The organism is Novipirellula rosea (assembly GCF_039541335.1).
In the GTDB taxonomy this organism is placed as follows: Bacteria; Planctomycetota; Planctomycetia; order Pirellulales; family Pirellulaceae; genus Novipirellula; species Novipirellula rosea.
The window spans coordinates 145,096-168,860 of the sequence record NZ_BAABGA010000006.1; the positions used below are offsets into that span (position 1 = coordinate 145,096).

Sequence of the window (23,765 nt, forward strand, 5' to 3'; positions counted from 1 at the left end):
ATTATGACTTCGCAAACAGGTTTCACTGGATTGCCCCACATTTGACTTTACGCAACAAGACGATGCATATGATCGTAAAACTCGCCTATTTCATCAGTGCCGTCATGGCGTTATCGACTCTGGCTGCGCCCACGATCGAGAATACGGAACCCAATCAATGAACCATCGCGATATAAAAACTGTAAAGTTTGCATGGCTGCTAGGAGTGTTCTTGTGCGTAAACGCCGATGCGATAGCCGTGGCCGATGAACGCTATGTACTGCGATATGACGCGCCGGCCAAAGACAATTTGCTGGAGGCGTCCAAAGGAAGAGCCAAGGGAATCGGCTACATCCAGACGGCACTGCCGATGGGCAATGGTCGACTGGGAGCCATGTTTTCCGGCGGTATCGATACCGAACATCTGCTGATCAATGACATCACGCTGTGGATGAATTCCAAACGTGGGTTGGACGAGGCGGCGCAGTCCGGCACACGAAACGTTGCTTCGGATGATTTCGAGACGGTTCGGAAAGCCTATCGCGAGGGGAAATACGGCACCAAGCCGGACAGTATGGAAAGCCTGTCCACGAAGTATCTCAGCAGTACCGAGCCACTGGGGAACTATGCCCCCTTCACCGACCTGATGATTTCCTCGGGTCACGATCCGGCACAGGTTCGCAACTATCGCCGCTCTCTCGATTCGCGGACGGGGCTGGGAACCGTCAGCTATTCGATCGGCGAGGGAACGTTCACCCGAGAATTCTTTTGCAGCTATCCGCACGATGTGGTGGTGGCCCGTTATACGGCCGAGGGTGCAAAGTTGAACCTAACGGTTCACACCACGTCCCGGCACAAGGGGGCGCTAGTCAGTGCAGCCGACAACCGGATCATCCTGAGCGGCAAAGCGAAGATGGTTCAAGACGATGTCGAGTTCATGCAGATCGTACAGATCGATGCCGGCGACGCAGACGTGACGCCGCAGCCCGATGGCTCGCTCAAAATCGCTGGCGCAAGCGATGTGACGATTGTACTGGCGGGCTATTGCGATTATCTGCCCATCTATCCGTCCTTCAAAGGACGCGGCTATCAAGCGGATTGCGAAAAAACGATCGCCGCGGCAACAAAACTTGGCTTTGATTCGCTCAAGAAATCGCATGTCGACGATGTTTCGACGATGGTGAACCGCTGTCAGTTGGAGCTCGATTTTAAACCGTCCGGATTGACCACCGACAAGCTGGTATCCGGTGATGGAAGTGTGGAACTGGAAAACCTGTACTTCCATTACAGCCGCTATCTGCAATTGTGCTGTTCGCGTAGTGCACCGGTTCCCTCCAACCTGCAGGGGCTTTGGAACGCTGACCTCAAACCGGCGTGGAACTGCGATTATCACACCGATATCAACGTGCAGATGAACTACTGGATGGTCGATCCAGCGAACTTATCGGAATCGTTTCATCCGTTTGTCCAGTGGACGAAGATTCTTGCTGAATCAGGCTCGCATACGGCACGCGAGACCTTTGGTGTTGAAAAAGGTTGGAGCATGGGGCTGAACGGCAATGTGTTTGGCTTCACCGCGCAGAACGAACATGGACGCCGCAACCAACAGGGTGGGCACTGGCTTTGTCAGAACCTGTTCGATCATTATGCCTTCACCCAAGACCGTGCATATCTCGAAGAGATCTATCCGATCCTCAAAGGCTCGGCAGAATTCTTTGTCGAGTACCTCGCTCCGTGGAAGGATGGCACCCTGGTCGTCTATCCCACCTGGTCACCCGAAAACAGTTACCTTGTCAAACAGTACAGCAAACTGAACAAGCAGGCTTACGGAGCTTCTTGGGATCAGCAGCTCGTGCTGAATCTCTTCACAGACTGTATCGAAGCTTCCACGATCCTCCGGCGCGATGAAGAGTTTCGCGAAACCCTGCAGGAAATGATCCCGAATCTCTGCCCTCAAAAAATTGGTCAGTATGGTCAGCTGCAGGAGTGGCCCGAAGACTGGGACAACCCCAAAGACACGCACCGCCATATCTCACATTTGATCGCGCTGCATCCCGGTCGCGATATCTCGCCGCTGACAACGAAAGAGTTGCATCAGGCGGCCTTGGTAACGATGAAGCATCGCGGCGACGAATCCACGGGCTGGAGCACCGGATGGAAAACGTGTTTTTGGTCACGTCTACACAACGGTGACCGCGCGCACAAAATCTATCAATTTCTGACCTCCAAACGGGCATATCCGAACCTATTTGATTTCCATCCGCCGTTCCAGATAGATGGTAATTTTGGCGGCGCAGCCGGCGTCTGCGAAATGTTGCTGCAAAGCCACTTGCGCAGCGTGAATGCCGATGCAAAGACGATCGAAGAGGCCGCGTTTGTGGCGTACCAGAAGGATCCGAAGCAACCGAATCATTTTGTCCCGGTCGTTCCAGACGAACGACTCGCAGATGCCCCCTATATCCTGCACCTATTGCCTGCGCTTCCATCGGCTTGGCCGAGTGGAGAAGTCAAAGGGCTGAAGGCACGTGGCGGATTCGAAGTCGATATGCAGTGGAGCGACGGCCGTCTTGTTCAGGCGACGATTCGGGCCTCTCGGAGCGGAGAGTTTCGTATTTACGCGGGAAATACATTGAGCGAAGTGATTTCGCTCGAGGAAGGAGAGTCGCTGGATTGGCCGCCAAGTCGATAATAATACGGATAGGCTAAGTCCATTTTTTCGATCGCAACTCCATGCCGCAAAGCCGCAACGGCGTGTCGCAAATCGTTAACAACCGCCCCATTCAAGGGACTAGAATAGGTCACCTAACAGCCACTCACCCAACCTAAACTCGTGGTTCGTCACGAAGCAACGTTAGGGTTATCCATAGTGGACGAGGCGATGAGTCGCTCCGCTAAGCAGTTAGGCAGGAACCATTAGGTGAAATCCCGTTAACCGTTTGGGCCAACGCCGTGGAGTATTTCCTGTAGCGGAACTCGTCAAGAGTTTCGGGGGCATACGTCATGAAAACGAAAGTCTTGACGACTTCCGTTACGCCAAATTAGCACAAAAAGACTCGTCGCCTCGTCCACTACCCTAAATTGAACGCTGGCAAACCACTCGATACCAAGGGTGCGGTCGATGGACTTTAACCCGATCAGCCAACACTTGATTGACGCATCGCAAAAGATAATGGGAGTCCTAAATTGACAAGACGATTTTGCAAACAACGTGATCACCAACACGGAATCACGCTTGGAACGATTCATCAAAAACTTCTGCAAACAGTTGCGATGCTGTTCACACTACTTGTCATTCCAACCGTGGTTGCTGCGGAGGAAACCGCCACGGTCAAAGTGACCCATTCTGCACTGCAGGGCATTGGTGCCGAAAAGGGAGTGATGCGGCGTGATCCGAGCGACATCATCAAGGTCGGCGACCTTTACTACGTGTGGTATTCCAAAGGTAAGATTTCACCTGGCTACGATGCGACCGTTTGGTATGCCACGTCAACCGATGGCCGCGAGTGGACGGAGAAAGGTCAAGCGTTGGCCAAGGGCGAGCCAGGGAGCTGGGAAGGGGCGAGTGTATTCACTCCGAATATTCTCGTTGCCGAAGATCAGTATTGGCTGTTTTACACAGGGACTTCCAAAGATTACGGCAAGGGATTCAACCCAGATTCGAAAATCGGCATCGCAGTCTCGGATTCGCCCGATGGTCCCTGGCAGCGACTGGACACCAACCCGGCGCTGAAAAATAGTGACGATCCCAATGCCTTTGACAGCCACCTCGTTGACGACGCGTGTCTGATCGTCCGTGAAGGCAAATACTGGTTTTACTACAAGGGGCGTCAATTGGGCAAAGGTCCAGGCCAGACGCAGATGGGATTGGCGATCGCCGAGCATCCGCAAGGTCCGTATGTCCGACACGAATCGAATCCCGTGATCCCCGGCAACCACGAAGTTTTGGTTTGGCCACAGGGCAACGGCGTGGCCGCGATGATCGGAACAACCGGGCCAAAAGAGATCACGAACACGATTCAGTACGCCGAAGACGGGATCCATTTTTCCAAAACGCATGATGTGAAAAACGGGCCATGGGCCGGTGGAGCCTATCGGCCAGAAGCGTTTACACAAAGCGGCACCGGAGAGATTCCCGAGTGGGGCGTCGAAATTGGTAGAGCCAAGGGGCAGCTGCCGTTCATCGGACGTTTTGATTGCAACGTCGCCCCCTGATGTTGTGTTCGATCATGGAGTAGGCCCCGATAGAGGCGGCAAATTACGACATTTGCGTTTTGTAGCTACGCTCGCCAGAGCGTGGATGGTTGCCGCGCAAATGCGAATCACCCCATTGGCGAAGGTCGCTACCAGAAAATGCTTCACAGCGTTGCCTAATGGGATTAAACGGCGCTGGCCAACATCCACAAACGGATCTTAGTAGATGAATACAAGAAACATCATCGGTTTGATCGCGAGCGTGTGTTGGGGAGCAACGGCCTTGTTGGCAGCGTCCCCGGCGCGTCCCAACTTTGTGATCATTTTCACTGACGATCAGGGATATGCGGACTTGAGTTGCTTCGGCGGAGACCATGTGCATACTCCGCGGATCGACCAAATGGCGGCCGAAGGATCGCGGTTGACCAACTTCTATATGGCGGCACCGCTATGTACGCCTTCGCGGGCGGCGTTGATGACCGGTTGTTATCCACGTCGGATTGATATGGCGTACGGTTCTGACTTTGCCGTTTTATTGGCCGGCGACAGCAAGGGATTGAATCCAGAGGAAGTGACAATCGCAGAAGTGCTCAAAGAGGCGGGGTATGCCACCGGCATGTTTGGCAAGTGGCATCTCGGCGATCAGCCAGAATTCCTGCCCACGCGTCAGGGCTTTGACGAGTTCTTTGGGCTGCCCTACAGCCATGATATCCATCCGCAACATCCGCGGCAGAAACACTTCCAATTTCCTCCGCTGCCACTGCTGGACGGGGAAACGGTTGTCGAGCAGGATCCCGACGCGGATTTCTTAACCAAACGGTTCACGCAGCGTGCGGTTCAATTTATCGAACAACACAAAGACGAACCATTCTTTTTGTATGTGCCGCACCCGCTGCCTCATGGTCCGTTGCATGTGTCGCCGCCGTTTATGAAGGACGCGCCCGATGCCATCAAAGCGAAGTTGGCCAAGGAAGGGAAACGCGTCGATTACGGGACTCGCACCAAACTGTTTAAGTATGCGATCGATGAAATCGATTGGTCCGTCGGCCAGATTCTTGATGTGATCAAAGCCAACGGACTCGATGAAAACACCCTCGTCATTTTCACAAGCGACAACGGCCCTGCGACGGGGAAAGCTCATCCGCTGCGAGGCAAGAAAGGCAGCACGTTCGAAGGCGGCCCTCGCGTTCCAGCGGTAATTCGTTGGCCTGGCAAAATTCCGACCGGTCGCGAGAACGATGAATTGATGACCGCGATGGATCTGCTGCCGACGTTTGCGGGGCTTGCCGGAGCCGAATTGCCAGCGGATCGCATCATTGACGGCAAGGACATTTGGCCCGTCCTGACCGGCAATGAACCGAGTCCGCACGACACATTTTTCTACTATCGAGACAACGACTTGAAGGCCGTCCGCTGGGGCAAGTGGAAGCTGCACCTAGCGCTGCCGCAAGCCAATGGTGCCAAGGGTCAACCGAAATCGGCGTTGTATGACCTGGAATCGGACATCAGCGAAAAGCGAAATGTCATCGCGGAACACCCCGAGGTGGTGGCGCGTCTTCGTGCGTCTGTCGAAGCCTTCGAAAAGAGGTTAGCTGAAAACAGCCGGTCCGCGGCATTCGTGGACGCCCCCACACCACTGAAGCTAGCGAAATAACACCATGCAAAACGAAACGAACAATCAAGCCTCTAACGTTCTCGACGACTGCAGTTCCACGTCCGGCTGCTGCGCAGGCGCGAATGCCTTGGTGGGACGTCGCCAATTCGTCAAAGCAACCGGATTGACCGCAGCGATGATGATGGCGGTTCGCAGCGATGTGATGGCCGGGCCATTTGAAGCGGCGAAAATCGATCACGTCATTCCTGCCGACAAGAAGCTGAGCAAAGATTGGATCGCCAGTCTGTATGCACGGGGCGAGCCGCTGACCGCGACCGGCGACGCTCTGAAATACATCGGCATGCCGATCAGTGGACTCTGTACCGGGCAAGTCTATCTCGCCGGCGATGGCAGGCTTTGGTATTGGAACCTCACCGCCGCGAAGGACCGAAAGAATAACCCAAAAGGCGCTCGCTACCTGCAACCCGATGTGGCCCGTTCGTCGAAGGATCAAGGGTTTGCACTGCAAGTCGGTGGCAAGGTCCACACGCTGGACGCCGGCGGATTCAAGGAGGTCAAGTTCACCAATCAATATCCGATGGGGCGGGTGGACTACGCGGATGAATCGTGTCCGCTAAACGTTCAACTAGAAGCCTACACGCCCTTCATTCCGCTTCGCCGTGATGAGTCCAGCTATCCGGTCATCGTGATGCGGTACACGGTGATCAACCACTCGCCGGATTCCCAAGAGGTGGCGATCGCGGGCTGGATCGATAACAGCACCAATGGCTCGAAGGGAAAGAAAGTCTGTGTGTATCGTGAACTGAACGAGATTGCCACCGTCGAGTGCACGGCAGATTTCGAAAACGCCAATTCCATGGCACTTGGTGTCTTTGGCAACGAGAAGCCGGAGCTGGTGGATTTGGCAAAAACCACTCCGGGTCCCAACGGCATTTTTGACTCGGGTTCCAGTCCAGAGGATGGTGTCCGAGCCGAGATGAATGCCAAACGGCCCGCCCTCGCTTCGATCGGCCGCAAATTTTCGCTCGGCCCCGGTGAATCCAAGACCGTCTCCTTCGCGGTCTCCTGGAGGTTCCCGATGGTTCGCTATGGCACCGCCTTTGGTGTCGGACCGAGGTCGACCTCGCCCGGCCGCAATCACTACGCGACGGTTTGGCCAAACGCTGCGGAAGCTTCCAGTCAAGTAGCCAGCCGTGAGAGCGAGCTGTACGACACCAGCAAGAAATGGGTCGATACTTGGTACGATTCCAGCTTGCCGTATTGGTTTTTGGAGCGTGCGTTTATTCCCATCAACTGCATGCAAACCCAAGTCGCACAGCGAGTCTATCCGCGTGGCAACGACACCGAGATTTACAATCTAGAAGAAGGCGTCAGATGCTGTCCCGGCAATTGTACGCACGTGTGGAACTACGCCCAAGGTTTGGCGCGGGTCTTTCCAGAAATCGAACGCGAGTGCCGCGACAAGATCGAATATGGTCTCGGTTTCGATGAGTCCACCGGAATGATCTACTTCCGCTATTCCATGAGAGCAGGAAAGGACGGCAGAGACGATGCCCTGGACGGCACCTGCGGCACGATCATTCGCGTGCTGCGCGAGAGCCAGATGACGACGGACTACCGCTTCCTCGAGAGCATGTGGGACCGGGTCAAACGTTCGATGGATTTTGTCATCAAGGAATGGGATCCGGATGAAGACGGGTTATTGGCCGGTGCCCAGCACAACACTTTGGACGAGCCTTGGTACGGCAAGGTGCATTGGCTGATCAACGTCTATCACGCCGCGCTGAAGGCATCGGCGGTGATGGCACGTCAGATGAATCAACCGGTCGTGGCCGAGCGTTATGAACGGATTGTCGCCAAGGGCGGACCGGCGATGGTGGATCTGCTGTGGAAGGAAGATTTCGGCTACTTCATTCACATTCCCGGGGATGCGGATAGTGAAAAGCACGGTTCGACCAATGGCTGTCATATCGACCAAGTTCTGGGCGAAAGCTGGCTGCACGAAGTCGGGCTCGATCCGATCCTGCCGAAGGACAAGATTCGAAAATCACTGCAATCGCTGTGGAAGTACAACTTTGCACCGAACGTGGGCGAGTTCCGCAAAGTGATGACGAATGGCCGCTGGTATGCTGCGGCTGGCGATGCGGGGCTAGTGATGTGCAGCTTCCCAAATGGCAAGATTGAACCCAAAAGCGGCAAGGCCAGCTATGCTGGCTATCTGAACGAGTGCATGACCGGATTCGAATGGCAAGTCGCCGCGCACATGATCCGCGAAGGAATGCTCCAAGAAGGTTTGGCGATTGGCAAAGCGATCTATGACCGCTACTCGCCGGACGCTCGCAACCCTTACAACGAAGTCGAATGCAGCGATCACTACTCGCGTGCAATGGCCAGTTACGGTGCCTACTTGGCGGTGTGCGGTTATCGCTATGACGGCCCTGCAGGCAAGTTGGCCTTCGGCCCGCGGCTGAGTCCCGAGAATTTCCGGGCAGCGTTTACGACGGCGGAAGGTTGGGGCCGCTTTTCCCAAAAAGTCGAATCGGGCGAACAGTCGGCCGCCGTTGAACTGCATTACGGCAAACTCACCCTGAACGAGTTGACGCTCGATGCGGTCCCGGGAACGACGGCAAGCGGCGCCATTGTGAAGCTCGGCGGCAACGAGATTCCTGCAACGTTTCATTCAAACGCAGGCCAGTACGTTTTGCGTTTCGCTAAACCGGTGATCGTCAGTGCCGGAGATAAATTGACGCTTGATTACACGCCGTAAGCAAGGCATCGGAAGTTTCAATGATCGTTTCATGGTGACGAGAAAGATGCCGTTTGGGCCACAAGCGAAAGCAACTCAGGCCAACCGCCAACCGATTCATTCATTATGCAATTCAACATCATCAACAATCCGTCGGAAGAATCCTGTTGTCAGCCCGCTTCCGATTTCGACTTGTCACGGCGACGTTTCTTGATTGCGGCGGGCGTCTTGAGCACCGCGCTCACTGGCAAACCGCTATTGGCTGCCGGTCGACGGGAAAGCTATGCCGACGCGATCCAGTCGCACGATTCGTTGCGTGGCTATTGGCGGTTTGATGGCAACTTGACCGATGTGATGGGCAAGGCCCACGGGAAGGGCGGCGGATCTGTATCCTATGTCGATGGTGTCGTCGACGGACAAGCGATTTGCCTCATCCCAAAACAGCCTCTATCGAAACCGGCGGTTTCGGTACAGAACACGAATCACTTGCGAGGCCGCTCGGCGACGCTCGAAATGTTCTTCAAACTTGCCTCGCCGCTCAAGGGGAACGAGGATGCGGTGATCATCGCGCAAACCGCCGGACAACAGGCTCGTTATATCGTCGGGATCAAAAACGACCTATCCGCTTTGATCTATCGCAACGTCAATGGCGACGTGCTGACGACGATCCATCTGCCCACCGACCAGCCGATCGAAGTGGGGCGATGGTATCACTTGGCGATCACCAGTTTTGATCTCGACCTGCGGGCCTACGTGGATGGATACGAGTGCAGTCTGCGCGGCGGTGCGTTTGAATTCACGCGGCGAGGGCCGAATAAATCGACCATGACCTTTGGGTCAACCACGGTCAATGGATGGGGTTCGGCGGATATTTGCTTGGACGAAGTCGCCTGCTACGCGGAAGGTTTGACGCTGGCTGATTTCCATCAGCATTTGAAGGCTGCGGGATGGGAACAACGTCTGAAAGAGACCGGCGAGATCGTCGCCCGCGTCGAAGCGGAGCGCACCGCTCGTCGTGCGCGAAAAGAGCAGGCGATCCTGAATGATCCCGCACTGACAGCTCCGGGCAAGACACGTGTCTATGAAGGCGAGAATCTCGGTGCGATCAACTTCACCGTTGGCGGCATCGGTGCCGGCGGCATCCAGTTCAACGGCAAGGCTGAGCCTGCGATTTGGCAGATCGCGTGCAATTACTCCGAAGAACGCATCGCCGACAGCTTCCTTGCGGTACGGGCGCAACCCAAAGGCGGCACGCCTACTGTTCGCGTGTTGCAGACCGAACCAGTCGGACCGTTCAAGGCGATATCATCACTGAAATTCGAAGGCGAATATCCGCTGGCCAAATACCGCTTTGTAGAACCGGCGTTACCTGTCGAAGTGGAACTAGAAGTTTTCAACCCGTTCATACCGCTGGACCTCAAGAACTCGGCGATCCCCTGTGCGATCTATACCGTGACGGTGACCAATCCATCGTCATCCGCCGTCCAGGTCGACGTCCTGGCCACGCAGCGCAATGCACTCGGTTACGCCGAAGGCAAAAATGGCAATTTTGGCAAGAATCAAAACCAGATTCTAATCCAAGCGGCAAATGACAACGTAGTGGACGAGGCTACGAGTCCCCACAGCTCCGATGACAACGTAGTGGACGAGGCAACGAGTCCCCACGACCCCGAAGGACTTCCGGCAAAGCCCACGACGGAATCGACCCTGCTGCACATGACCCGCAGTGGAGTCGCCGGTTCGGACATGGTGCTGATGACAATGGCATCCGGTGCATCGGGATGTGCCACTTGGGATTCATTGCCGGAACTTCACGGTGCGTTTGACGCCGACGGCCAGTGCAAAGGGCCCGCAACGTCAGAAGTTTCCGCCGCTGGACAATCGGTCAACGGCGCACTCTCGGCACCTTTGGAACTCGGGGCGGGTGAGACCAAGTCGGTTACCTTTGTGCTAGCCTGGTATTTTGAAGGCGGCCGACATGGCGAAGGAAAAGCGACCAGAAATCTGGAAGGAGAAGGCCGAACGCAAGGAGGCAAATGGAATCGCGCGGGCCAAAACTATACCAACTGGTGGCCCAGCGCCATGGGCGTGGCGGCGTATCTGCGGGACAACCTAGATGAGTTGACGAATCGCACCCGTCTCTTTCACGACACGCTTTATGCATCCAACCTTCCGGTTTGGTTGTTGGATCGAATCAGCTCTCAACTGGCTGTCTTACGTAGCCAAACGTGCTGGTGGGCTGCCGATGGTTACTTCGGTGTTTGGGAAGGCTGTAATCCAACCAAAGGATGTTGCGCCGGCAACTGCACACACGTTTGGCACTATGCCCAGGCACATGCTCGGCTGTTGCCTGAGCTTGGTCGCAAAATGCGTGAGCAGGATTACTCGATGCAACTTCCCAGCGGGCTGACGCCGTATCGACATACTAATCAGAATGCGGCTGCGGACGGTCACTTTGGGACGATCCTCAATACCTATCGTGAGCACCTGTGCGCTGCCGACAATCGTTGGCTCAAGTCACAGTGGCCGAAGGTGAAGAAAGCGATCGACTGGGGGATCGATCATTGGAATCCCAAACGCGACGGCTTTCTGCAGACCGTTCAACACAACACGCTCGATGGCGACATGACGGGCTGCTCTTCGTGGATTGGTAGCTTGTATCTGTCATCGCTCGAAGCGGGTGCTCGCATGGCGGAAATCATGGGTGATCCGGACGCTGCAGCCGAATACCGCAGAATTCGTGAGTCCGGCAAGAAGCTGCAGAACGAGCGATTGTGGAACGGCGAATATTACATCCAGGAAGTTGGAGAGAAGCGGATCCAGGACTATTTGGACGGCTGCCACATCGATCAAATCCTCGGTGAGTGGTGGGCCGACCAAGTTGGCATCGACCGCAACTTCCCCGCCGATCGTTCCCGCCAAGCGATGGAGTCGTTATTAAAATACAATTTCCTCGCCGATTTCCACGGTCAATCGCTCAAGCCGCGTCAGTACTGCGAAGTCGACGATGGCGGGATGAAGATGATCACATGGCCGAGGAACCCGCAACCGATTCCCGGCATGAAATACGGCGATGAGGTGATGACCGGTTTCGAATACAGCGCGGCGGTTGCCCTGATTCAGAACGGCATGTTGCGTCAGGGACTGATGGTGCTGAAGGTGATTGCCGATCGCTACAACGGCCGCTTGCGCACTGAGGGAGTCAGCGATTTTGCGAACGGTGCCTGGGGTTACTCCGGCAATCCGTTTGGCGACGATGAATGTGGCAAATTTTACGGTCGCTCGCTGAGCGTTTGGTCGGCCTTGATCGCTTTACAAGGTTTCATCTACGACGGCCCGGCGGGACGCATCGGCTTTCGGCCTGTGTTGAATCCCGAAGACCACGCCAGCTTCTTTACCGCCGCCGAAGGCTATGGGCTCTTTACCCAAACTCGCGATACGAATCATCTGAAAGTGTCCATTGATTTGAAAGAAGGACAGCTGCGACTGAACGAGGTGGTACTGGCAATCACGGATGGGAACAATCCTAAGTCCGTAGAGGCGCAATTGGCAGACAAAGAGGTTGAAGCCCGTTTTGTTGCCATGAACGGGGAATTCCGATTGGTATTCAGCAGCCCACTTGTATTAAAGCCGACCCAACGTCTCGATATCCAGGTTACGAATCCCACGTCCTTGTAAGCGAAGCCCCGCCGTAGCGCCAATCGCAGAGCTCAAACCAAATTCACTCATTCCAATGATACAAATCGTGCTAATCGACCTCACGAAAATAGGACTGCGAAATTGATGAATCGAATCCACAGAATACTCTTCGCTTTGTTGGCCGTCGGACTGCTGGCCAGAACAACCGTGGCCCAAGAAATTGAGCCAACGTGGCAATCGATGGCGGAACATTACAGCGTGCCCGAGTGGTTCCAAGACGGCAAAATCGGCGTCTGGTTTCATTGGGGAATTTCATCGGCCGCCGATGAGAACCGTCCCAACGATGGATCTCACTATGGACGCCGCATGTATTCCGTGGTCCCCGACGATTACTCGGGCGAGATGGGTATGTCCGAGACCCTGACCAAGTGGCACACCGAGCGTTACGGGCATCCGTCGGAGTTTGGTTACGAGGACCTGATTCCGTTGTTCACAGCTGAGAAATGGGATCCGGATGCTCTGGTAAAATTTGTCAAAGACAACGGGGCGCGTTTCATCATGCCAGTGGCCTGCCATCACGATAACTTCGACATGTACGACTCCTTCCATCCATGGAACTCGGTCAAGATGGGACCGAAGCGAGATACACTGAAGGAATGGAAGGCGGCCGCATCGAAACATGGACTCAAATTCGGTGTGTCCACCCATCTCTATTGGTCGCCTCGCTTCTTTGCCAATGCCCGCAAGTACCAGAAACCCGGCACGCCCGAGTGGACGCTGTTCAATATGGATTTCGATCCGCGAGGGTATGCCACGCAAGACAGCTGGAACGAACATTGGTACGCCCGCTGTTGGGAAATCATCGAGAAGTATGATCCCGACATGTTCAACAACGATGCTCCGTTTCCGAACGAGAAGGAGAATGGTGGCAAAGGATTGGGCATCAAACTGTTCTCGTCTTTCATCAACCGCGATCTCGAAGAGAACGACGGGACGCAAACGGTTGTTTTCTCCTGCAAGGATGCAAATGCGGACCGTGCCGCGTTTACCTACAACCTCGAACGGGGTGCTGCGGGGGACATCAAGCCTGAGCCGTGGATGTGGGCAACTGATCTTTCGGGAGGCTGGTTCTACCGCGCGACCGCCGTCAACCGAATGAGTATCCCGGTAATGGTCGGCAACGCGGTGGACGCCATCAGCAAAAATGGAGTGGTCATGCTGAACGTCGCGCTCAAGGGGGACGGCACGATCCCGGAAAAGCAGGCTGCCTATCTGACGGCCTTTGGCGATTTTCTGAAAACCAGTGGCGAAGGCATTTACGGCACCCGGCCATGGAAGACCTTCGGCGAAGGGCCGTTAGAGATGAAAGATGGGCGTCAGGGAGAAAACCGCAAAGAGTTTTCGCAACAGGACATCCGTTTCACGACCAAAGACGGAGTCTTGTATGCGTTCGTGCTGTCTCGGCCGACCCAAGATATCGTGATCAAAACGCTGGCCAGCGGCGGATTGCTCGAGAGTGAGATCGTCGACATTCGGCTGTTGGGCAGCGACGAGAAAATGAAATGGGAACGTTCGACCGATGGTTTGACGATCACCCTTCCCAACGAACTGCCGGACACTTTGGTTGTCGGATTTTCTATCGAGCAAAAACAATAACGTCCGACCTAAACGAACAAATATCAACATAGGAAAACAAATGAAAACAAACAAATTCATCTTGCTGGCAGTGCTTCAGGCGTGCCTCTTCATCGCTCCTACGGCGGTCGCCGGCGAGCCAGCAAACGGCACTACCACCTCCAACCACGCAGACGATTCCCACATGCAGTGGTGGCGTGACGCCCGCTTCGGCATGTTCATTCATTGGGGGCTCTACTCGGTCGCTGGCGGAGAATGGGAGGGCAAGGATTATGGAAAAGAACAAGGCGGAGCCAGCGCGGAATGGTTAATGAACAGCGCGAAGATCCCTGGAAAGCAATACCGAGACACGCTCGCACCGCAATTCAATCCAACCGATTTTGATGCAAAAGAATGGGTGTCGATCGCCAAACAAGCCGGTATGAAATACGTGGTCATCACGTCCAAACACCATGACGGCTTTTGTCTGTTTGATACCGACGCAACGGATTACAACGTGATGGACGCGACTCCGTTCAAACGTGACATCATCAAGGAACTTTCCGAAGAATGTGCCAAACAGGGATTGAAGTTTGGTGTCTACTATTCGCAGTTCAAAGATTGGTATCACCGTTCGTTCCAGCGGAAACAAGGCGTGTTGAGCAACGACGAATACCTAGAGCTTGTTGAGAAAAACCTCGACGAGCTGCTATCCAACTACGGCGAGATGGCGGTCCTGTGGTTTGATGTCGGCGGCAATAACGTGATCGAAGCGGATCAGCAGGGGGCGCGGGTTCGCGAACTACAGCCAAATGCCGTGATCTGCAGTCGACTGTACAGCCGCAAAGTCCCTGAGGACGAACGCAAGTACGCTGATTTCGAATCGCTTCCAGACCGCATGCTTCCGGCCGAGCGAATGACGCAGGATACCGAGACGTGCATGACAATGCGTCACAACTGGGGCTATGACCAGAACGACGATCACTGGAAAAGCACAAAGGATATCATCGAATTCTTGGCGCTGTGCGGCGCAAGAGGCGTGAACCTGCTGCTCAACGTGGGTCCAGATCCTAAAGGCAATTTGCTTCCGGAAGAGATCGAACGTTTGAAAGAAGTCGGTCAGTGGATGGACGCAAACGGCGAGTCGATCTACGGCACCACCTCTTCTCCGGTTGATTTCGATTTCTGGTGGGGCGCGATGACTCAAAAGGACCAGACGCTGTATCTACACGTCTTGGAATGGAAACCCAATGGCATCGAGTTCAATGGAATTGTGGGTAAGCCGGTGAAGGCTTACTTCCTGTCAGATCCAAAGCGGACGCCTCTACCGGTGACCTATGACGCCGATGCTCATAGCACCAAAGTGAAGGTGCCGGAAACGGCGCCGGACCAGCGGAACACAGTGATCGCTGTGGAATACGACTCAGCGGTTGTGGTCGATCCCAATGCAAAGGGCAAGTACCACTGGTATACCACGCGAAGTAAACGCCACACCGAGATTCGCCGAAGTGCGAATGCGGGCCGACACGAATTACCAGAAGCCGTGACCGGAGACTGACATGATGAAAAGCATATTAAAACCATTGCTGCTGACGCTTTGCTGCTTTACAGGTGCGGCGCATGCCGCTTCGGATAAACCCAACATCATCTTTATTCTCGCCGACGATCTGGGCTACGGCGATGTGCATTGTCTGAATCCCGAGCGGTGCAAGATCGCCACACCGCAGATGGATCAATTGGCGGCACAAGGCATGGTGTTTACCGATGCCCACTCGAGTTCCTCGGTTTGCACACCGACCCGCTATGGCATTTTGACCGGACGCTACAACTGGCGTTCCCGGCTGCAGAACGGTGTGCTGTATGGGTTTGACCAGCCGTTGATTCCCCCTGATCGATTGACCGTTGCCGGCTTTCTAAAAACGCAGGACTACCGCACGGCTGCAATCGGCAAATGGCATCTTGGCCTGGGGCTGCCCACCACTCATGGGAAAACCACTCGCGGGCAACGGGCCACGAATGTGGATTGGAAGGGACGCATCAGCGGCGGACCGGTCGAACTGGGGTTTGACTACTATTACGGGATTTCCGCTTCGCTCGATATGCCTCCCTATATCTACATCGAGAACGATCGGTTCGTCGGTGAGTGCACGACCACCAAAGCCTTTCATCGTAAGGGGCCGGCTCATGCCGACTTTGAGGCGGTCGACGTATTGCCGGAAATCGGACGGCAATCGGTCGAGTACATTCAGCAGCAGAACGCGGACGAACCGTTCTTCATGTACATCGCGCTGACCTCACCGCATACCCCGATTGCCCCTTCGGACGACTGGAAAGGCAACAGTGAGCTGGGAGTGTATGGCGATTTTGTGATGCAAACCGATGCGGTGATCGGCGAGATTGTGTCTGCGGTGGATGCATCGGGGCTTGCTGAAAACACGATGATCGTCGTGACCAGCGACAACGGTTGTTCCGCCAAGCCATCAAAGGCCAAGGAATTAGAACAGCAGGGTCATTATTCCAGTGCTGAATTCCGTGGTTACAAATCGGATTTGTGGGATGGCGGTCATCGCGTGCCCTTCATCGTTCGCTGGCCGGCCAAAGTTGATCCTGGAAGCGTCAGCGATCAGACGATCTGCTTGACCGACTTGATAGCTACCTCTGCCGAGCTGGCCGGTTCGAAGTTGCCCGAGACCGCCGGTGAGGACAGTGTCAGTTTTGCGCCCGCTCTGAAAGGAGAACCAATGGACTCTTCTCGAAAGGGAGTGATTCACCATTCCATCGGTGGAAAATTCGCTTATCGTCAAGGCAAATGGAAACTTCTGCTGGCAACCGGTTCCGGGGGATGGACCAAAGAGAAAATGCCTGCTGGCACCGTAGCGCAGCTTTACGATATGACGGCGGATCCGGGTGAGCAGAATAATCTCTACAACAGCCATCCAGAGGTCGCCCAGCGGTTGCTCGCACAGTTGCAATCGGATGTAAAACGAGGCCGCAGCACCGACGGGCCTGAACTCTCGAACGACGTCCCGGTGAAACTGAAAATGTCGGGCTTGAGCAAGAAAGGCAAGTAAGCATTTTGTTTGAGGAATCATTTAATGCGGCTTGCCACTATCACAGCAAAGACCCCCAATCGTGAAAAAACTGATAGAGATCGTGACTCCGGCGAGAGCCTTGACGATGCGACGCAGCGAGGGTTCACGGTATGCAATACTTTTCTCGCTCCCAACCGGGAAGTGGGCGAGAATGCCAATCAGAGTTTTACTACCAACGGTAGCGTTTGGCCGACGAGCAGCCGGCACGAACGTGGGAAACACGTTTTGGTGACCTGTTAAATTAATCCTTCCTCCCCGACGCTCGGATGACACGGCTACCATGGGAAAATGGGACGAAAAATAAAAGGGCACGCACACGTCATCGAAACACAAGAAAAAGAAGTCACCATGTTTACGTTGATTCGCAAGCTGATTTACAGTGGCTTCCTGTTGGCATCAATGGCCGCTGTGAGCCAAGTCGTTGCGGAGAGCCCAGCTCAAAAACCCAATATCATTTTGATCTTTGCCGATGATGTCGGCTTTGGTGACTTGGGTTGTTATGGTTCGTCTCTGAGTACTCCAGAGATCGACCGGTTGGCCCGTGAGGGTTTTCGATCGACCGATTGTCTGGTGGCGGCCAATGTGTGCGGTCCTTCGCGGGCAGCGATGATGACCGGACGTTATCCAATGCGTTGTGGGCATCCGATCTCCAGGCACAATACCCCCAAGTATGCAAAATACGGGATCGCTGCTGAGGAGCTAACCCTCGCGGAACTACTGAAATCGGCCGGCTATCACACCAAGATGGTTGGCAAGTGGCACCTCGGATTTCACGTGGACGGTTCCCATCCGCTGGACGCTGGTTTCGATGAATACTTGGGACTGCACAGCAATTATTCCGACAGCCACGGCGATGCCGACACGCTGTACCGGAACCGCGAGGTCCAGGAAGCCAAGATCAAATTTGAAAAAGTAACGACGCTCTACACTGACGAAGTCGTGGATTTCATCAACGAGAAAAGAGACGAGCCGTTCTTTATCTACTTCTCGCATCACATTGCTCATTCACCGATATTGCCCAGCAAGCCCTTCCAAGGCACCTCCGGAAAAGGTCGTGCGTCCGCCTACGCTGACTTTCTACTGGAACTCGACCATAGCGTCGGCCGTGTGCGGACCGCTGTTCAGGACGCCGGACTTGCGGACAACACGTTGGTCATTTTTCTATCGGACAATGGGCCCGCCAAAAATGGGTCTGCCAAGCCGCTGAGCGGTGGCAAGTATGTCACGATGGAGGGTGGACATCGCGTGCCAGCGATTTTCTATTGGCCCGGTCGTATTCCGGCGGGGCAAGTCTCTGGTGCAATGATCACCAGCATGGATTTGTTGCCGTTGTTCTGTCATGTGGCGAGCATTGAGCCGCCGAGCGACCGAACGATCGATGGTAAGAACATCATCGATCTGCTGACGGGAAAAACCAACCAAAGTCCTCACCACTATTTCTACTACTACAACGGCTTGAACCTGCAAGCGGTGCGGAATGAGAGGTGGAAACTGCATCTACCACGCACAATTGCAGATCAACCATATTGGGCAAAGAAAGCGGGAGGAAACCCCAAGAAGAAACTGCTCTCACTAGACCAACCTTTATTGTTTGACCTGGATCACGACGTCAGCGAGCAGAAGAACGTGTTGTCCCAGCACCCGGAAGTCGCTTCTAAATTGATGAGCCAAGTCGAGCGTATCCGAGCCGAGATCGGCGATGTTAATGCCACCGGCTCAGACCAGCGTCCTCATGGTTTGATCAATCCAAATTCGAAAGATTAGGGCCTGCCGCGGTGGATGCAGGACCACTCTGCGGTATCCCATTTTCCTGCCCCTATCATTTTCCTGCCCAATTTAATAACCGACAGTGCGCTCGGTAAAACGACGCGGCGGCTCAGTCGACTTATGGTGCCGCCACTTCCACCAAACGCCAGATAACTGGCGGACAGGAAAATGGGTTGGGCAGGAAAATATCAAGAATGAGGGACCACTCTGCGGTATCCTATTTTTGCCCTTCATGTTTTTGCCCTTTTCAGTGACCAACGTTGGCCTCGGCGATACAACACCGCTGCTTAGCCGACTCGTCGTTCCGCGACATCCACAAAGCCCGCACCGCCGAAAGGCAAAAAGATGGAGGGCAAAAACATTCAGATTGAAAGACCATCTGCGGTGTCCCATTTTCCTACCCCTATCATTTTCCTGCCCAATTCAGTAACCGACAGTGCGCTCGGTAAAACGACGCGGCGGCTCAGTCGACATATCGTTCCGCCACTTCCATCAAACGCCAGATAACTGGCGGACAGGAAGATGGGTTGGGCAGGAAAACATCAAGAATGCAGGACCACTCTGCGGTGTCCCATTTTTTTGCCCTTCATGTTTTTGCCCTTTTCAGTGACCAACGTTGGCGTCGGCGATACAACACCGCTACTCAGCCGACTCACGATTCATCGACAGCCACTAAGCCCGCACCGCCGGAAGGCAAAAAGATGGAGGGCAAAAATATTCAGATTGAAAGACCATCTGCGGTGTCCCATTTTCCTACCCCTATCATTTTCCTGCCCAATTCAGTAACCGACAGTGCACTCGGTAAAACGACGCGGCGGCTCAGTCGACTTGTGGTTCCGCCACTTCCATCAAACGCCAGATAACTGGCGGGCAGGAAGAGGGGTTGGGCAGGAAAATATCAAGAATGCAGGACCACTCTGCGGTGTCCCATTTTTTTGCCCTTTTCAGTGACCAACGTTGGCATCGGCGATACAACACCGATGCTCAGCCGACTCGTCGTTCCGCGACATCCAATAAGCCCGCACCGCCGGTAGGCAAAAAGATGGAGGGCAAAAATATTCAGATTGAAAGACCATCTGTGGTGTCCCATGTTCCTGCCCCTATCATTTCCCTGCCCAATTCGATAACCGACAGTGCACTCGGTAAAACGACGCGGCGGCTCAGTCAACTTATGGTTCCGTCACTTCCATCAAACGCCAGATAACTGGCGGGCAGGAAGATGGGTTGGGCAGGAAAATATCAAGAATGCAGGACCAATGTGCGGTATCCTATTTTTGCCCTTTTCAGTGACCAACGTTGGCCTCGGCGATAAAACACCGCTACTCAGCCGACTCATCGTTCCGCGACATCCACTAAGCCCGCGCCGCCGGTAGGCAAAAAGATGGGGGGCAAATATATTCTGATTGAAAGACCATCTGCGGTGTCCCATTTTCCTGCCCCTATCATCTTCCTGCCCAATTTAATAACCGACAATGCGCTCGGTAAAACGACGCGGCGGCTCAGTCGACTTATGGTTCCGCCACTTCCACCAAACGCCAGATAACTGGCGGACAGGAAGATGGGTTGGGCAGGAAAATATTCAGATTGTAAAACCAATGTGCGGTGTCCCATTTTATTGCCCTTTTCAATAACCAACGTTGGCGTGGGCGATACAACACCGCTGCTCAGCCGACTCGTCGTTCCGCGACCTCCACTAAGCCCGCACCGCCGGAAGGCAAAAAGATGGGGGGGCAAAAATATTCTGATTGAAAGACCATCTGCGGTGTCACATTTTCCTGCCCCTATCATTTTCCTGCCCAATTCAGTAACCGACAGTGCGCTCGGTAAAACGACGCGGCGGCTCAGTCGACTTATGGTTCCGCCACTTCCACCAAACGCCAGATAACTGGCGGACAGGAAGATGGGTTGGGCAGGAAAATATCAAGAATGCAGGACCACTCTGCGGTGTCCCATTTTTTTGCCCCTCATGTTTTTGCCCTTTTCAGTAACCAACGTTGGCCTCGGCGATACAACACCGCTACTCAGCCGACTCACGATTCATCGACAGCCACTAAGCTCGCACCGCCGGAAGGCAAAAAGATGGGGGGCAAAGATATTCAGATTGAAAGACCATCTGCGGTGTCCCATTTTCCTGCCCCTATCATCTTCCTGCCCAATTCGATATCCGACAGTGCGCTCGGTAAAACGACGCGGCGGCTCAGTCGACTTATGGTTCCGCCACTTCCATCAAACGCCAGATAACTGGCGGACAGGAAAATGCAGAGGGCAGGAAAATATCAATTATGCAGGACCACTCTGCGGTGTCCCATTTTCCTGCCCCTATCATTTTCCGGCCCAATTTAATAACCGACAGTGCACTCGGTAAAACGACGCGGCGGCTCAGTCGACTTATGGTGCCGCCACTTCCACCAAACGCCAGATAACTGGCGGACAGGAAAATGGGTTGGGCAGGAAGATTTTGACAATACAGCGGCCAGCATGGCGACATGACACATTAATGATTCATGCGCGAACACCTCGGTCGGATGGAGGCTGAAATAAGATGCTCTGTCCTCAGGTGGCCTTTCGGAAGAATTTGCATTTGCAGAGCGAGATAGGCGGACTCGGCGGCCCATTTCAAGAAGAAAAACGGCCAACCTCCCGCTCACCGCTTTCACGAGTGCAACAAGTTGCCGTTTGTTGGATGATATTTCTTCCCAATTGCGGATCTCAGTCTTGGATGCCCGTTACAATCGCTCGAAGGAAAAAATGCACTGCTACTTCGTAAGAGGTTGAATGAAACATGCCGATTCTCACATCCCGATGTTTATCGCTTGCTTTGATGTTGATCGCGACACCCAATTACGCGGCAAACATTTTGCGATTTCCCGATCAGTCCGTCGGTTCAATTTCGATCTGTCCTGAGGAATCAGCTGTTTATGGTGAACAGGGTTTTGACGAGTCTGGCCGCAATCGATGGCAAGTCCTCGGTCCGGCCGCAGGCGAAGTGGAGATCCCAGAAGGATTTGTCGTTCGGCTGGAGATTTCGCACGTGGAAGCGAACAATCTGGATTGGCTAAGTGAATTACCGAACAGTCTGATTAGCGACATTCGCACCAAAAATGTCTCGTTGGGCGATGACGGATTTAGGCGGCTGACACGATTTACCGGTCTGCGACACCTGTCTGTGGCCGATGGCGGAATCTCCTCGGAAATTGCGTCAGACCTTCCCCGACTCAGCAACTTGCAATATCTGTCGCTCAGATCGAATGAGCAATTGTCGGACGACGCAATGGCCGCAATTGCTGCACTGCCACACTTGCAATCGATCGGTCTCGACCGCACGGCAGTGACGGATTCAGGGCTCGAGACGCTGTCGCGTAGTTCATCGCTGCAAGCTATTTACGCCGGCTCCACACAAGTCACAGACTCTGGAATTGCGAATCTCGCATCGCTTGGAAACCTTCGGACGCTAAACCTCTACGCAGGTGATCCTGAATTTCGCGGTGATGCTCCAAACCCTTCAATCAGTGATGTCGGACTTGCCCACTTAAAGCGGTTTCCCAATCTGGAAGAACTCGATGTCACCGGAGCAGAGATCACAGGCAGCGGACTCGAACGTCTTGCCGTCGACTGTCCCAAGTTGCGGCGTTTGGTGGTCAGCCATTGTGCACTCTCCACGGACGATTTGCGTCACATTGGATTGTTCAAACAATTGGAACAGTTTCAATGTTACGGAACCGTTCTCGACGACTCTGTCGTCAAGCAATTTGGAACTCTCACAAACTTACGCCAGCTCGGGGGAGACCTGCAGATTAGCAACGATGGAGTCAGGGCTCTATCCGCCTTGCCAAGCCTGGAGGAGCTGAAACTTTCGGGCAAGTGTGACGATTCGTGCATGGCGTCGGTCGCTGCGATGCCCTCCCTACGAGATCTTGCTCTTGAACACACTCGGATCACCAATGAAGGATTTGCGTTGCTTGCCGATAACGCGAAGCTTGAGCATGTACAGATCACTGGAAACCAAGTAACGACCCGCTGCATCGAAACACTAGCAACCATGCCAAATCTGCGGCGACTCGGACTGATGGCCGTTGAGCCAAGAGCGGATGGCGAACCGATATGGAAGAGCCTCGAAACGCTCGCGCCATCGCTTTCAGAGTTATGGCTTTTCGGTTGCCCCAGTTTGGATAAAGCCGATTTCGCAAAACTGGCTCAGTTCCGAGATTTGAAAACGCTTCGAATTGAAGGCGGCCGTGCTATCACTGACGAAGACGTAAAACATCTCAAGCAACTCACTAAACTCGATTATCTTGAACTTACAAGTACCGTCATTACGGACGAAGGATTAACCGAGCTCATGAAACGGCCGGCGCTTCGTCGGCTTCGAATCAATTCCCTTGCGACCGAGAAGGGATTAGAGGCGTTAGCTCGGGCCTCAAGCATTCGACACGTGACGATAGGATCGCCTAACTTGACGGATGAGATCGTGCAGCGAGTTCACGACCGTCATCCCCAAATGGTTACAATCCGTCGGACAGAAATCTTGCTCCGCGATTCTCCTGTCTCTCGCGCCAAGGACAACGCGGACAAGTTTTGGCGAATGGGGACCGAAAGTGAGAGGGTGAAGCTCAACGCTCTTGAAGGTGAGACGGCTCCCAAATTGGCTGTCACAGACTGGTTGAACCGCGACCAAAGTCTTGATTTGGCTGAGCTTCACGGCCGGGTGGTCTTGATTGAGTTCTGGGGAACATGGTGTGGGCCGTGTCGGAGACAAATGCCCAAAGTGCGAGGATTACACGAGAAATATGCTGGACGTGGACTCGTGATTGTCGGTCTGCATTCCACAAAAGCAGCGGAGAAGGCAAATGAGTACATCGCAGCAAACGATATCTCTTGGGCAATCGGACTTGACGATAAAAAGCAGACATCTACCGCGTATGCAGTGCCGCATTGGCCATCGTTCTATCTTATCGATCGAAATGGCGTGCTACGAATTGCAAATCCCTCGATGAACGATCTTGAAGCGGCAGTTGTGGCGTTACTTGACGAGTGATCTCGCACAAGGTTGAGTCCGCAGCAGGGACACTAGCTTGTTCGGCGTCAACTAGAACTTCACTTCGTGTTGCCTCACCTAATTTGA

The 23,765-nt window shown here is 54.2% G+C and carries 11 protein-coding genes; 10 read left to right on the forward strand and 1 reads right to left on the reverse strand.

The features are described 5' to 3' along the window. Positions 1–157 precede the first annotated feature (157 nt). The 9 genes from ABD971_RS01340 to ABD971_RS01380 all read left to right on the forward strand — a co-directional run bounded on the left by ABD971_RS01340 (position 158) and on the right by ABD971_RS01380 (position 18,640). Entirely contained in the window at positions 158–2,668 is a 2,511-nt protein-coding gene (locus ABD971_RS01340) for a glycoside hydrolase family 95 protein (RefSeq protein WP_345318679.1), read from the forward strand. 581 nt (positions 2,669–3,249) lie between these two features. Beyond that, positions 3,250–4,191 (forward strand): family 43 glycosylhydrolase, encoded by a 942-nt coding sequence (locus ABD971_RS01345; RefSeq protein ID WP_345319046.1) that lies wholly within the window; start codon positions 3,250–3,252, stop codon positions 4,189–4,191. 205 nt (positions 4,192–4,396) lie between these two features. Next, positions 4,397–5,824, forward strand: coding sequence for a sulfatase family protein (locus tag ABD971_RS01350; RefSeq protein WP_345318681.1), 1,428 nt, complete (start codon positions 4,397–4,399; stop codon positions 5,822–5,824). A 4-nt stretch (positions 5,825–5,828) separates the two neighbouring features. Further along, the gene (locus ABD971_RS01355) at positions 5,829–8,552 is read left to right on the forward strand and encodes a GH116 family glycosyl hydrolase (protein WP_345318683.1); all 2,724 of its coding nucleotides are present in this window, start codon (positions 5,829–5,831) and stop codon (positions 8,550–8,552) included. A gap of 105 nt (positions 8,553–8,657) precedes the next feature. Next, positions 8,658–12,209 (forward strand): GH116 family glycosyl hydrolase, encoded by a 3,552-nt coding sequence (locus ABD971_RS01360; protein ID WP_345318685.1) that lies wholly within the window; start codon positions 8,658–8,660, stop codon positions 12,207–12,209. A 105-nt stretch (positions 12,210–12,314) separates the two neighbouring features. Beyond that, a complete protein-coding gene (locus ABD971_RS01365; RefSeq protein WP_345318687.1) occupies positions 12,315–13,826 on the forward strand; it encodes an alpha-L-fucosidase in 1,512 nt (503 codons plus the stop codon). A 40-nt stretch (positions 13,827–13,866) separates the two neighbouring features. Beyond that, positions 13,867–15,342 (forward strand): alpha-L-fucosidase, encoded by a 1,476-nt coding sequence (locus ABD971_RS01370; protein ID WP_345318689.1) that lies wholly within the window; start codon positions 13,867–13,869, stop codon positions 15,340–15,342. A 4-nt stretch (positions 15,343–15,346) separates the two neighbouring features. Then, a complete protein-coding gene (locus ABD971_RS01375; RefSeq protein WP_345318691.1) occupies positions 15,347–16,855 on the forward strand; it encodes a sulfatase family protein in 1,509 nt (502 codons plus the stop codon). Between the two features lie 369 nt (positions 16,856–17,224). After that, positions 17,225–18,640, forward strand: coding sequence for a sulfatase family protein (locus ABD971_RS01380; RefSeq protein WP_345318693.1), 1,416 nt, complete (start codon positions 17,225–17,227; stop codon positions 18,638–18,640). A 1,335-nt stretch (positions 18,641–19,975) separates the two neighbouring features. Here the strand turns inward: ABD971_RS01380 and ABD971_RS01385 are convergent. Beyond that, a complete protein-coding gene (locus tag ABD971_RS01385; RefSeq protein ID WP_345318695.1) occupies positions 19,976–20,278 on the reverse strand; it encodes a hypothetical protein in 303 nt (100 codons plus the stop codon). 1,147 nt (positions 20,279–21,425) lie between these two features. Here ABD971_RS01385 and ABD971_RS01390 point away from each other — a divergent pair. After that, positions 21,426–23,678 carry a redoxin domain-containing protein gene (locus ABD971_RS01390; protein ID WP_345318697.1) on the forward strand — a complete coding sequence of 751 codons (2,253 nt, stop codon included), beginning with the start codon at positions 21,426–21,428 and terminating at the stop codon, positions 23,676–23,678. Positions 23,679–23,765 lie beyond the last annotated feature (87 nt).

What these genes read in the sequence shown, in the direction of transcription:
- ABD971_RS01345 (WP_345319046.1), top strand. Translation starts at nt 3,250, where the DNA reads ATGCTGTTCACACTACTTGTCATTCCAACCGTGGTTGCTGCGGAGGAA.
- ABD971_RS01360 (WP_345318685.1), top strand. Translation starts at nt 8,658, where the DNA reads ATGCAATTCAACATCATCAACAATCCGTCGGAAGAATCCTGTTGTCAG.
- ABD971_RS01380 (WP_345318693.1), top strand. Translation starts at nt 17,225, where the DNA reads ATGTTTACGTTGATTCGCAAGCTGATTTACAGTGGCTTCCTGTTGGCA.
- ABD971_RS01370 (WP_345318689.1), top strand. Translation starts at nt 13,867, where the DNA reads ATGAAAACAAACAAATTCATCTTGCTGGCAGTGCTTCAGGCGTGCCTC.
- ABD971_RS01375 (WP_345318691.1), top strand. Translation starts at nt 15,347, where the DNA reads ATGAAAAGCATATTAAAACCATTGCTGCTGACGCTTTGCTGCTTTACA.
- ABD971_RS01355 (WP_345318683.1), top strand. Translation starts at nt 5,829, where the DNA reads ATGCAAAACGAAACGAACAATCAAGCCTCTAACGTTCTCGACGACTGC.
- ABD971_RS01390 (WP_345318697.1), top strand. Translation starts at nt 21,426, where the DNA reads ATGCCGATTCTCACATCCCGATGTTTATCGCTTGCTTTGATGTTGATC.
- ABD971_RS01340 (WP_345318679.1), top strand. Translation starts at nt 158, where the DNA reads ATGAACCATCGCGATATAAAAACTGTAAAGTTTGCATGGCTGCTAGGA.
- ABD971_RS01350 (WP_345318681.1), top strand. Translation starts at nt 4,397, where the DNA reads ATGAATACAAGAAACATCATCGGTTTGATCGCGAGCGTGTGTTGGGGA.
- ABD971_RS01365 (WP_345318687.1), top strand. Translation starts at nt 12,315, where the DNA reads ATGAATCGAATCCACAGAATACTCTTCGCTTTGTTGGCCGTCGGACTG.